The organism is Marinobacter litoralis, assembly GCF_003336705.1.
Classification (GTDB): domain Bacteria; phylum Pseudomonadota; class Gammaproteobacteria; order Pseudomonadales; family Oleiphilaceae; genus Marinobacter; species Marinobacter litoralis.
The window spans coordinates 328,783-340,379 of record NZ_QMDL01000001.1; the positions used below are offsets into that span (position 1 = coordinate 328,783).

Genomic DNA, 11,597 nt, shown 5'->3' on the forward strand with positions numbered 1-11,597 from the left:
AGTTCATAAAGACAACAATAAAAAGGTCGAGTGGCTCATGAGTGAACCGTACGTTCTCGAGACCCGCAACCTGATCAAGGAATTCAAGGGCTTCGTTGCCGTTAATGACGTCAATCTGAAGATCCGCCAGGGGGACATCCACGCTCTTATCGGGCCCAATGGGGCCGGCAAGACCACGGTGTTCAACCTGCTTACCAAATTCCTGATCCCCACCCGCGGTCAGATTCTTTACAAGGGTGAAGACATTACGTCGCTGAAATCGCCCGCCATTGCCCGGAAGGGCATCATTCGTTCGTTCCAAATTTCCGCGGTATTTCCGCACATGACGGCACTGGAGAATATCCGGGTGGCGTTGCAAACCGCCGAAGGCACGTCTTTCAGCTTTTGGAAGAGCGGCAATTCTCTGAATAAGCTCAATGAACGCAGCATGGAATTGCTGGAATCGGTCGGCTTGGCGGAATACGCCAACACCACGACCGTAGAGCTGGCCTATGGCCGCAAAAGGGCTTTGGAGCTGGCGACCACTCTGGCCATGGAGCCGGAACTTTTGTTGCTGGATGAGCCTACTCAGGGCATGGGTTCCGAAGATGTGGACAGGGTTGTCGAGCTCGTTCGTAAGGCCGCTCAAGGCCGCACCGTGTTGATGGTGGAACACAACCTCAGCGTGGTGAGTAAGTTGTGTGACCGGATCACCGTGCTCGCTCAGGGTGCCGTCTTGACTGAAGGTGACTATCAGACGGTGTCCGCCGACCCGCAGGTCAGAGAAGTCTATATGGGCAGCGATGGCAGTGGCGAACGCGGCGTTGCCGGTGCCGAAGACGACAATGTGGAGGCGGCCCAATGAGTCACTCGGATCGTGAGTACGAACAATTGCGTCTCTCAGGGTTGCACGCTTTTTACGGCGAATCGCACATTCTGCACGGTATAGACATGGTGGTTAATCGAGGCGAGTTGGTGACGTTGCTGGGCCGCAATGGTGCAGGGCGTAGTACTACGCTTAAGGCCATCATGAACATGGTGGGACGGCGTACCGGCACTATTTCGATCAACGGTGAAGATACCATGCGGTGCGCACCTCACCACATTGCCCGTTTGGGCGTGGGGTATTGCCCTGAACACCGGGGTATCTTTGCGTCGCTCAGCGTGCAGGAGAACCTGACGTTACCGCCCGTTGTTCGCAGCGGTGGGCTAAGCCTCGAAGAAATTTACACCATGTTCCCGAATCTCTACGAACGCCGGTTCAGTCAAGGCACCAAGCTGTCGGGAGGTGAGCAGCAAATGCTGGCCATGGCGCGGATCCTGCGCACGGGAGCCAACATGCTGTTGCTGGACGAAATCACTGAAGGGCTCGCCCCCGTCATCGTCGAAAAACTGGGCGAAGTGTTAATCGCACTTAAAAACAAAGGTCTGACCATCGTTTTGGTAGAGCAAAACTTCCATTTTGCAGCGCCGTTGGCGGATCGCCATTACGTGATGGAGCACGGTCAAATTGTAGAAGAAATTCACGCCAACGAACTTGCTGCCAAGCAGTCGGTGCTGGATGGCTATCTGGGGGTCTGAACCCGGAAAGATCGAGAGCAACAAAAGCAACAACAAAACGAACCAACGCAAGACAGTATCGGAGATATAACAATGACAATGATGAAAAAAACTTCTTGCTTCAGCCGTTGCATCCACCTTGATGGTGGGTGGCGCGCAGGCGGAAATCTCGAACAATACGGTAAAGATTGGTTATCTGGCTGACATGTCCGGTACCTACCGCGACTTGGCCGGCCCTAATGGCTTGAAAGCACTGGAAATGGCGATCAAAGATTTTGGCGGAAAAGTGAACGGCGCCAAGATCGAAGTCGTGAGTGCTGACGACCGCAACAGTCCGGATACCTCTTCAAGCACCGTCAGACGCTGGGTTGAGAATGAAGACGTTGATATGGTTGCCGGTATGGTGGCGTCTTCAGTATCGATCGCCGTAAGTAAGATCCTCGAAGAAAATGATCGGTTAGGTATCATTTCCGGATCGGCAGCCTCCAGCATCACCAATGAGCACTGCACGCCGAATCATATCCACTACGTTTACGACACCTATCCACTGGCCAACGGCACCGCCAGCGCTGTGGTCAAAGAAGGTGGCAAGGCCTGGTACATGCTGACCGCCGACTACGCGTTTGGACATTCGCTGGAGAGCGATGTCCGGCAGGTGGTTGAAGCAAACGGTGGTGAAGTGATTGGTGCGGTGCGCCATCCATTCCCGACCCAGGATTTTTCATCCTTCATTCTGCAGGCTCAGGCTTCAGGTGCTGACGTGGTGGGCTTGGCGAACGCCGGTTCTGACACCACCAACGCCATCACCACCGCCAGTGAGTTTGGTTTGACTCAGTCGGGCCAAACGTTGGCTGCATTGCTGCTGTTCCTGACAGACGTTCACGCACTTGGCGCTGAAACGGCACAAGGTATCCAGCTGACAACCGGTTGGTATTGGGACATGAACGATGAAACCCGTGAGTGGTCTGATCGCTTTATGAAAGAAACCGGTGTACGCCCGACGATGGTGCATGCGGGTATCTATTCCAGCACGATGCATTACCTGAATTCTGTTGCAGCAGCCGGTTCGGATGACGCCCAGACCGTACGCAAGCAGATGATGGATACGCCCATCAACGACATGTTTGCCAAGAACGGCAAAATCCGTGTTGACGGCCGGATGGTGCACGATATGTATCTGGCGGAAGTGAAAACACCGGCAGAGTCCAAGTCTGACTGGGATCTGTACAAGATCCTGCGGACCATTCCGGCTGAAGAAGCTTACCGTCCGCTCTCCCAGAGCAAGTGCAAACTGGTAAAGATGTAAATTAGCCAGCCTTGCCCGGCAAGTCTCATCGCAGACCTCGCCGGGCAATCGCCTGCCAACAGACAGAATAACAACAACGCCTGCACTGCTTGTGGAGAAAGCAATATGACCATGATTTTCGGCGTCCCCCTTGCTGTGCTTTCCGGCCAGCTATTGATCGGCGTTATCAACGGAGCGTTCTACGCGCTGTTGAGCCTTGGCCTCGCAGTTATCTTTGGCCTACTGAAGATTATCAACTTTGCCCACGGCGCCATGTACATGCTTGGTGCTTTGGTTACCGTAGTTCTCTTTGACATGATGGGTGTCAATTACTGGGTAGCGCTGTTTTTAGCTCCGCTATTGGTAGGGGCATTCGGCATACTCATCGAGTATTTTCTGCTCCGGCGCATTGCCGGTCAGGATCACATCTACAGCTTGCTGCTGACCTTTGGTGTCGCGCTCATCATACAGGGCGTGTTAACCAATATTTACGGGGTATCGGGGCTACGCTATTCCATGCCGGATCTGTTCAAGGGCGGCATTAACTTGGGCTTCATGTTCCTGCCGTACTACCGGGCTTGGGTAATCGTGGTGGCTCTACTCGTATGTTTCGGCACCTGGTTTGTTATCGAGAAAACCAAACTCGGAGCCTATCTGCGAGCTGGCACTGAAGATTCTCAGCTCATGCAGGGCTTTGGCATCAACGTACCGCTTCTGGTCAGCCTGACCTACGGATTTGGTGTGATGCTGGCCGCCTTCGCGGGTGTGCTTGCCGCGCCGATATACTCCGTAACGCCGGTGATGGGCTCCAACACGCTCATTGTGGTGTTTGCGGTGGTGGTAATCGGTGGTATGGGGTCCATTGGCGGCGCGATCATCACCGGCATCTTGATGGGCGTGATTGAAGGCCTCACCAAAACTTTTTACCCGCCTGCATCGTCCGCCATTATCTTTCTGGTGATGGTCGTCGTGCTGATGTTCCGACCCAACGGCTTGTTCGGTAAGGAGGCATAGCCATGAATAACTCTGTTAACCCTGCCGACATCCATAAGGTTATTGTTGAGCAACAAAAGGCCCAGGACCGTAAGAAGATGATGGTGAATGGCGTTTTGTTGCTGCTGTTGCTGGCCGCGCCCTTTGCTTTGTATCCGGTCTTTTTGATGAAGATACTGTGCTTCGCACTGTTCGCGGTGGCCTTCAACCTGCTGTTCGGGTTCACCGGCCTCTTGTCGTTCGGGCATGCGGCGTTCTTGGCGACCGGCGGATATACCACTGGCTATCTGTTAAGTCACTATTCCGGGCTGACCACCGAGGTGGGTATTCTCGCCGGCACACTGGCGGCCACGGTAATGGGCACCGCTTTCGCGTTGCTGTCCATTCGCCGGCAGGGTATCTACTTTGCGATGGTGACTCTGGCTTTGGCGCAGCTGGTGTTCTTCTTCTACGTGCAGTCGGATTTCACCGGAGGGGAAGATGGTATGCACGGGATTCCAAGAGGGAAGTTGTTTGGTCTGCTCGACTTGGAAAACAACATGAACATGTACTATGTCGTGCTGGCGGTCTTCATTGGCTGTTATCTTCTGGTGCAGCGGATTGTCAGTAGTCCCTTTGGTCAGGTTCTGAAAGCGATCAAGCAAAACGAGCCGCGGGCGGTATCTCTGGGTTACAACGTGGATCGCTATAAGATTCTCGCTTTTGTCATCTCAGCGGCACTGGCCGGGCTGGCCGGTTCCATGAAGTCTGTGGTGTTCCAGCTCGCCTCCCTGAACGACGCTCACTGGCACATGTCGGGTGAAGTCATCCTGATGACGCTGGTTGGCGGTATGGGCACGTTATTGGGCCCGGTCGTTGGTGCCACCTTTGTGGTCAACGTGGAATATCAGTTGGCCCAAGGGCCGCTGCGGGATTGGGTAGACCCAATACTGGGCGGCATCTTCGTGCTCACCGTGTTGGCTTTCCGCAGCGGTATCGTGGGTGAGATCCAGAAGTTCATGAAGAAAAATCTTGGCTAAATGAAGCTGTTCTGACTCCTCCGGCACGCTATGGTGTGCCGGAGAGCGCAGCATCACGACGCAATCCCTCTGCGCGAAGATCGACGCCTACCGAATTCACGGAATTATACGAGCGCTTTCGTATAATCAGCTGTTAACTGAACGAGTCGCTCTCCCCATGGAAATGAATAAGCTGAAGTTCGGATATCGTACGCTGATTCTGACATTGGGAGTTCTAAGTTTCTTCCCGGCGATGGGTGCGCTTTTTCTTTGGGTACCGCTTTTCGAGCGTCTTAGCACTAATTCAGGACCTAACTGGTGGCTTTTTACAGGATTAATGCTGATCTTTCTCATTCAAGCAGTCGTGAATCAGGTTGTGGTTTACTTCGCGGTGCGTCCTATCGCAATGAAAAAACTCTCAATTGATAAACAAGAGTACTGGCTGATGTACCTTGGGCAAAGGTATCCAAACGCGTGGTACCGCTAACTTCAGTTAACCAATGCATCAACGGGGCCGTCTCTCAGCTCGCGCTCCAAGCCAGATAAGAGGTTCTGATGGCAGAATATTTTGGATCTTGTCTGTGCGGCACCGTGAGCTTTTTGGTAAACGGTGATTTTGATAACTTTTACTTGTGTCATTGTCAGCACTGCCAAAAAGATACGGGGTCGGCTTATGCGGCGAATCTGTTCTCACAGTCAGCTCAATTGGTTTGGCGGTCGGGTGCAGGTGCAGTGACGTCATTTACGCTCCCAGGTACTCGCCACAACAAAAGCTTTTGTAAGGTGTGTGGCTCTGCATTGCCAAGCACTCAGGACGCAGGTTTACTTGTTGTTCCCGCGGGGTGCTTAGACACTAACCTTTCTATGGCACCCACAGCGCACATCTTTTCATCCAGCCAAGCAGCTTGGAGTGGCGAATTTGGGGAGTTGCCAAAGTTTGAGGGACTGCCAGATTGAGCTACCATCACATAATCAGTGGTTGTTGGCGAACGTGCCTGCGCTGCATCATTGACGGGTGCCCAATGAGAATAGGCCTGCTGTTTATTTTAGCTTTGTGGACCCTTCCCGTTTCGTCCCAAACGCTACGGATTATGGGCGCAGACGATGGTTTTCTGCCGTTTTACTACGGTAAAACCCTAGACAAAGGTATTTTCGTTGAGGTGATCAACGAATTCTCCTTGGAAACTGGTATTGCCTCCGAATTCCGCTTAATGGCGCGCAAACGGCAAGCCTGGGCCTTGGAAAATGGCCTTGCCAACGCAGTTTTCGCCAACCCGCGATGGATGCCGTCGCCGGATCGAATGCACGCCGTTGGACCGGTGTTAACCTGGCGCGACCGTGTGTACGCGCAACCTGGCCTAAAACCAGATTCATTTGATGAACTTCAGGGCCGCATCTGTCTGCGTAAATGGTTTGTCTACAGTGATCAACTCGAGCAAAGGATGGGGGCCGACCTGGTGCGTCTTCACGCATACAACGTCCAGCATATGCTGCGTATGTTTCTGAGTAAGCGATGCGATTACGTCGTGATGAACGAAACAGAGTTCCGGTTCCTGGCGCTGCAGGGGAACTTTGACCCAACCACCTACACCACAGACTTGGTAGACGCAGAATGGCCGGTCTATCTAGGCATCCTGAAAACCGAAGCGGCTTTGATTGAAGCCGTTGAAGCGTTCTTCGCGACCCACAAGATTGACGTGGACGCCATGTTGCCCACACTGCCACCGCCGGACCGCCCCATCTCGATTCAGTCAGCCAATTAGGTCACTTTGCAGAAAAACCGGGAGCTATTTGCTCCCGGTTTTTTTATGGGCAGGAAACGTTAGAGCCAGGTCAGACCAATGCTGATGATGACTCCGGTAATGATGAGCAGCATCAGGCAGTAGCCCATAATGTCCTTGGCTTTTAACCCGGCGATGGCCAACACGGGCAGTGCCCAGAAGGGTTGCAGCAAGTTCGTCCAGGCATCGCCCCAGGCTACAGCCATGGCGACTCGGGGAATCTCTACACCCAGTTCCTGGGCAACTGGCAACATCACCGGCGCTTGCACGGCCCACTGGCCGCCGCCGGATGGCACGAAAATATTCACCAGCCCCGCACTGATAAAGCTCCAGAACGGCAGGCTCTCAGCACTTGCGAAGGACACAAATCCAGCAGAAATGCTGGCCGCGAGGCCGGATGCGGTCATCACGCCCATGATGCCGGCATAGAAGGGGAACTGGATAACAATGCCCGCTCCACCTTTAACTCCTTCGTTCAAGCTTGCCAGCAAGCGCTTTGGGGTTTGGTGAAGGATGATCGCGATGAACAGGAACATGAAGTTCACGATGTTCAGGTTCAGGCCGCCATTATCCAGAAAATACTGGAAAATGAAGGCCAAACCGCTGAAACCAATCAGCCACGCCAGAATCCGACTGTTTTCCAGATGGTCTGCAGGGCGGTTGATGACCACCGCAGTATCTGGTTCGTCGTCGAGTAGTTTCGGGTCCACGTAAACGCTGTCTTTTTCTGCAGGCAGCATCAGGCGATTCACCAGAGGTACCACGATGAACAGTGCAACAACGATGGCCAGGTTGAAGAACGCGAAGATGGTTTCGCTGGTATCGATGATGCCGATTGCACTTGCGCTGAAGTGGCCGTCTGTAGCGATGGTCAGTGGGATTGAGCCGGCGAGGCCGCCGTGCCACACGATGAAGCCCGAGTAGGCACTGGCAACCAACAGTGGGTAGTGAACCCGGATTTGGCGAGCCAGTGCTTTCGCGAACAGTGCGCCAACCACGAGGCCGAAGCCCCAGTTAATCCAGCTTGCGACCAAAGCAATGAAGGTCACCAGGACGATCGCTTGTCCGGGCGTTTTCGCCAGGCTGGCAATGCGGTTTAGAATCCCGCGAACGAGTGGCGTACTGGCCATCATGAACCCGGTGACCAGGACCAGCAGCATTTGCATGGAAAACGTCAGCAGGTTCCAGAAGCTGTTGCCCCACATTTCGACTACTGCCATGGGGCCATGGCCCTCGAAGAGCATGGCCGATACGAACGTGAGCAGGGTGAGGATAATCACGAACAGGTAAGGGTCTGGCAGATACTTCTCCACCAAACTTACCATAGGTTTGGATGCGCGCTCTAACATGCTGTTCTCCATTGTTATTTTTTAACTTGGTTATGGTACCAAGCAATAAGGAGAGCGTATTGTCGACCAAAGGCCAATGCCGCGAGCGTTGCCCAAAAAAGGCCGGGTTAGAGCCCCCAATCTTGCTCAGAAAGAGCCTCGGCAATGAACTGATACCCACGTTGGCTGGGGTGGTAGCCATCGCTGGCGAGCAGGGATGGATCTTCGACCGTGGGGTAATTCAGATAGCGAAAGTCGTTGGGCGTTCGTTTGGCAAGATCTTGGTAGATCCGATCCAGTTGTCGCGCTCTCCAACCCATAATGTGCCGGAGGGGTGACGGGAGCGCGGTGAACTTTTCCATGGGCGGCACGCTAAGCAGAGTGATCGGTGCAGGAGAGAGTGGCGCGATGGCCGCGCGCAATGTTTGCAGATGCTGCCGGAACCGGGCTCGGGAGGTAAAGCCGGTGGTGTCGTTAACGCCCATGCTCAGCACAATAGAATTCGCGGGTGGCAGGCTTTCAGAGGCCAGTGTGTTTAGCAGGTTGCCAAGGCGAATGCCGTTCACACCGAAGGTCTGCCAACCAACGGTTTTGCCGGTGCGTTGGTGCAGCCGGATGGCCAACTGGCTGGCAAGGCCCTCTTTGTGGGTGGCAACCCCGACCCCGGCAGCCGTTGATTCCCCAAGTACCAGTAAGCGAAACTCGGGCGCCCCTTCCCCATACTGGCCGCTTTTGGCACCGCTTGCTTCGGGCAATCTAGGCGTGTCTCGCCGGGCTCGTTTACCCTGATACAGCAAGATCGGAGACAGCAGGGCCGTGGTCAGCCAGAACGGTGCGTGCATGTTGCGTCCTTCCAAACAATGAGATGATTCATCATAGCGCGAAGCGGGGAATGAGGGGATGGTCGTTGTCTCATCTGATGAAAGGCTTTGCTGCAGTTGTTAACGATGTGGTGTAATTCTGCTCCGATCGATAGGGCCTTGGCCTACAATTGGAGACCTGCTTCATGATAGTACGTGATCGCCCCGGTGCTCTGAGATTAATGCTGGCCTGGAAAGGCTCGGTGGTGCCTCATATCCTGCCTCATATTGTGCTGACAGGGTTGTTTGCGGCAGGGGTGACATGGGTATCTCGCCATCACTATCTGGATGGCATTGTGGACTATAGCCTGTTGCCATTCACCATTATGGGCATTGCGCTGTCCATCTTTTTGAGCGTGCGCAATACCGCCACTTACGATCGTTGGTGGGAGGCCCGTAAGCATTGGGGACACATGGTTTATGAGATTCGCAGTCTAGCGAGGACAGGCGGTATTTACCTGAATCCGGAACGGCGCAGAGAGCTGTTGATGCGAAGCCTGGCGCACACCCATTTACTCAGAGGGCAGTTGCGAAGCGAAGACGTTCGTCTGGATTTGCCTTCGTCATTGTCTAAAGAATTAATCGACGCAGCATTGCGGACTCAGAATCCAGCGGCGTTCATGCTTCAGAAGGCGGGAGAGGTCGTGGCAGAGGCTTTTCAAGTTGGCGAGCTAGACTCGATTGCAGCCGCGGCCATCGATCGGCATTTGCATGAACTGGCGGGTATTCAGGCTGCCTCGGAACGGATCGCTCATACGCCTTTGCCCTTCGCTTACACGTTGTTGGCTCATCGCACGGCCTATGTGTATTGCTACATGCTGCCGTTTGGTTTGGTGGGCGTTGCCGGTTGGTTCACGCCGGTATTCACCGCGATTGTGGCTTATACCTTCTTTGGGTTGGATCGCTTGTCAGAGCAGCTGGAGTTTCCGTTTGGCCGCAACGCGAATGACTTGCCGCTGGATGCCATCTGCAGAATTCATGAAATCAGTATTGCGGAAGCACTGGGGGAGTGTGCTCCCGAGCCTCTGCAGCCGGTCGAGTTTCAACTGCAATAAGAAAAAGGCCCCCGGAATTCCGGAGGCCTTTTGTTTTCATTGGTCTTGTGAGGGAGCTATTTTTTTAGCCCCAGCTCTTCAATCGAAACTTCCCGCATTTTGAATTTCTGGATTTTCCCGGTAACGGTCATGGGGAATTCATCCACAAACTTGTAGTTTCGTGGAATCTTGAAGTGCGCGATCTTGCCTTTGCAGAAGGCCTGAAGGTCGTCTGCACTGACGGGCTCTGCGTCGGGCCGGAATTTGACCCAGGCAATCAGTTCTTCGCCGTACTTGTCATCGGGTATACCTGTGACCTGGACTTCTTCGATGGCAGGGTGGGTGTAGAAGAACTCTTCAATTTCCTTCGGGTAGATGTTCTCGCCGCCCCGAATCACCATGTCCTTGATGCGGCCAACAATCTGAACGTAGCCTTCGTCGTCCATGGTGGCCAAATCGCCGGTGTGCATCCAGCCGTTTTCGTCGATGGCTTCGCGGGTTTTTTCTTCGTTGTTCCAGTACTTCAGCATGACGCTGTAGCCGCGGGTGCAGAGTTCGCCGATCTCGCCTCGCGGCACGACGTTCCCGTTACCTGGATCGACGATCTTGGTCTCCAGATGAGGTTGAGTGCGGCCCACGGTGGTGACCTGTTTCTCGAATGGGTCCAGAGAGCTGGTCTGGGTGGAAACCGGGCTGGTTTCTGTCATGCCATAGGCAATTTGAACTTCTTTCATGTTCATTTTGCTGTTTACTTTCTTCATCACCTCGGCAGGGCAGATAGAGCCGGCCATGATCCCGGTGCGAAGCGTGGACAGGTCGTAGCTTTCGAAGTCTGGTTCCGCCAATTCGGCGATGAACATCGTCGGTACGCCGTAGAGTGCCGTGGCTTTTTCCTGATGCACCGCCTGCAGGACCGCCTTGGGATCAAATCCTTCTCCGGGGTAGATCATGGCGCTGCCGTGGGTAATACAGCCAAGGTTCCCCATGACCATGCCGAAACAGTGGTACAACGGCACAGGAATAACCAAGCGGTCGTTTTCAGTCAGGCGCTGGCTTTCACCCACGAAATAGCCGTTATTCAGAATATTGTGGTGGGTGAGGGTGGCCCCTTTGGGGTTGCCGGTGGTGCCGGAGGTAAACTGTATGTTGATGGGATCATCGAACTGCAGTGTGCTTTGGCGCTTCTCGAGATCCGCTGCCGATACCTGATCGGCAAAGCCAAGAAATTCCTGCCATGTCCACATGCCGTCGTGTTTGTTGTCGTGAACGTTAATGATGGCGCGCAGGTCCGGTGCGTCTTCGGCATTCAGCTTTCCGGCTTCGCTTTGTTTCAGCTCCGGTGCCAGTTGGTAAAGCATTTCGCGGTAATTGGATGCTTTAAAACTGTCTGCTGTTACCAAGACGCTGATACCCGCCAGATTCAGGGCATACTGAAGCTCGTGCACGCCATAGGAAGGATTGATGTTAACCAGAATCGCGCCCACTTTGGCGGTGGCAAATTGGGTGACCGTCCATTCGTAACGGTTGGGTGACCAGATGCCCACCCGATCGCCTTTTTTCACGCCAACGGCGAGGAAGGCGCGGGCTGCCTCGTTCACCTTTTCGACGAACGTTTTGTAGGTCCAACGAATGTCCTGATGCAGGCACACCAGAGCGTCGTTGTCCGGATATTGTTGCGCGGTGCGGTCCAGCATGTCGCCGATGGTCATGCCCAGTAGGGGCTTGTCGGCAATACCGCTGGTGTAACTTGGGAGAGTCATGCTCATCTCTCTGCCTCCA

General features: G+C 54.1%; 12 protein-coding genes. 9 read left to right on the forward strand and 3 right to left on the reverse strand.

Annotation, left to right across the window (positions count from 1 at the left end; genetic code table 11):
• Window positions 1–37: 37 nt before the first annotated feature.
• From DOQ08_RS01530 to DOQ08_RS01565, 8 genes are all read left to right on the forward strand, one after another.
• Window positions 38–844, forward strand: coding sequence for an ABC transporter ATP-binding protein (locus tag DOQ08_RS01530; protein WP_114333143.1), 807 nt, complete (start codon window positions 38–40; stop codon window positions 842–844).
• Window positions 841–1,560, forward strand: a complete 720-nt coding sequence (locus tag DOQ08_RS01535) for an ABC transporter ATP-binding protein (RefSeq protein WP_114333144.1) — start codon at window positions 841–843, stop codon at window positions 1,558–1,560. The genes DOQ08_RS01530 and DOQ08_RS01535 overlap by 4 nt, the downstream gene beginning before the upstream one ends.
• Window positions 1,561–1,681: 121 nt before the next feature.
• Window positions 1,682–2,845 carry an ABC transporter substrate-binding protein gene (locus tag DOQ08_RS01540; protein ID WP_114333145.1) on the forward strand — a complete coding sequence of 388 codons (1,164 nt, stop codon included), beginning with the start codon at window positions 1,682–1,684 and terminating at the stop codon, window positions 2,843–2,845.
• A 105-nt stretch (window positions 2,846–2,950) separates the two neighbouring features.
• A complete protein-coding gene (locus tag DOQ08_RS01545; protein ID WP_114333146.1) occupies window positions 2,951–3,838 on the forward strand; it encodes a branched-chain amino acid ABC transporter permease in 888 nt (295 codons plus the stop codon).
• A 2-nt stretch (window positions 3,839–3,840) separates the two neighbouring features.
• Window positions 3,841–4,836, forward strand: a complete 996-nt coding sequence (locus DOQ08_RS01550) for a branched-chain amino acid ABC transporter permease (RefSeq protein WP_114333147.1) — start codon at window positions 3,841–3,843, stop codon at window positions 4,834–4,836.
• 157 nt (window positions 4,837–4,993) lie between these two features.
• A complete protein-coding gene (locus DOQ08_RS01555) occupies window positions 4,994–5,302 on the forward strand; it encodes a hypothetical protein (RefSeq protein WP_114333148.1) in 309 nt (102 codons plus the stop codon).
• A 68-nt stretch (window positions 5,303–5,370) separates the two neighbouring features.
• Window positions 5,371–5,772 carry a GFA family protein gene (locus DOQ08_RS01560; RefSeq protein ID WP_114333149.1) on the forward strand — a complete coding sequence of 134 codons (402 nt, stop codon included), beginning with the start codon at window positions 5,371–5,373 and terminating at the stop codon, window positions 5,770–5,772.
• Window positions 5,773–5,837: 65 nt separating this feature from the next.
• Entirely contained in the window at window positions 5,838–6,578 is a 741-nt protein-coding gene (locus DOQ08_RS01565) for a substrate-binding periplasmic protein (RefSeq protein ID WP_114333150.1), read from the forward strand.
• 59 nt (window positions 6,579–6,637) lie between these two features.
• Here DOQ08_RS01565 and DOQ08_RS01570 read toward each other — a convergent pair whose 3' ends face one another.
• Both DOQ08_RS01570 and DOQ08_RS01575 read right to left on the reverse strand, forming a co-directional pair.
• On the reverse strand, window positions 6,638–7,945 hold the full coding sequence (locus DOQ08_RS01570) for a short-chain fatty acid transporter (RefSeq protein WP_114333151.1): 1,308 nt from the start codon (window positions 7,943–7,945) through the stop codon (window positions 6,638–6,640).
• A 107-nt stretch (window positions 7,946–8,052) separates the two neighbouring features.
• Window positions 8,053–8,766 carry an SGNH/GDSL hydrolase family protein gene (locus DOQ08_RS01575; protein WP_114333152.1) on the reverse strand — a complete coding sequence of 238 codons (714 nt, stop codon included), beginning with the start codon at window positions 8,764–8,766 and terminating at the stop codon, window positions 8,053–8,055.
• A 164-nt stretch (window positions 8,767–8,930) separates the two neighbouring features.
• Here DOQ08_RS01575 and DOQ08_RS01580 point away from each other — a divergent pair, with 164 nt between their 5' ends.
• Window positions 8,931–9,839, forward strand: a complete 909-nt coding sequence (locus tag DOQ08_RS01580) for a bestrophin family protein (RefSeq protein WP_114333153.1) — start codon at window positions 8,931–8,933, stop codon at window positions 9,837–9,839.
• Window positions 9,840–9,895: 56 nt separating this feature from the next.
• On the opposite strand, the gene DOQ08_RS01585 is transcribed toward DOQ08_RS01580, so the two are convergent.
• The gene (locus DOQ08_RS01585; RefSeq protein WP_227537506.1) at window positions 9,896–11,578 is read right to left on the reverse strand and encodes an AMP-binding protein; all 1,683 of its coding nucleotides are present in this window, start codon (window positions 11,576–11,578) and stop codon (window positions 9,896–9,898) included.
• Between the last annotated feature and the right edge of the window lie 19 nt (window positions 11,579–11,597).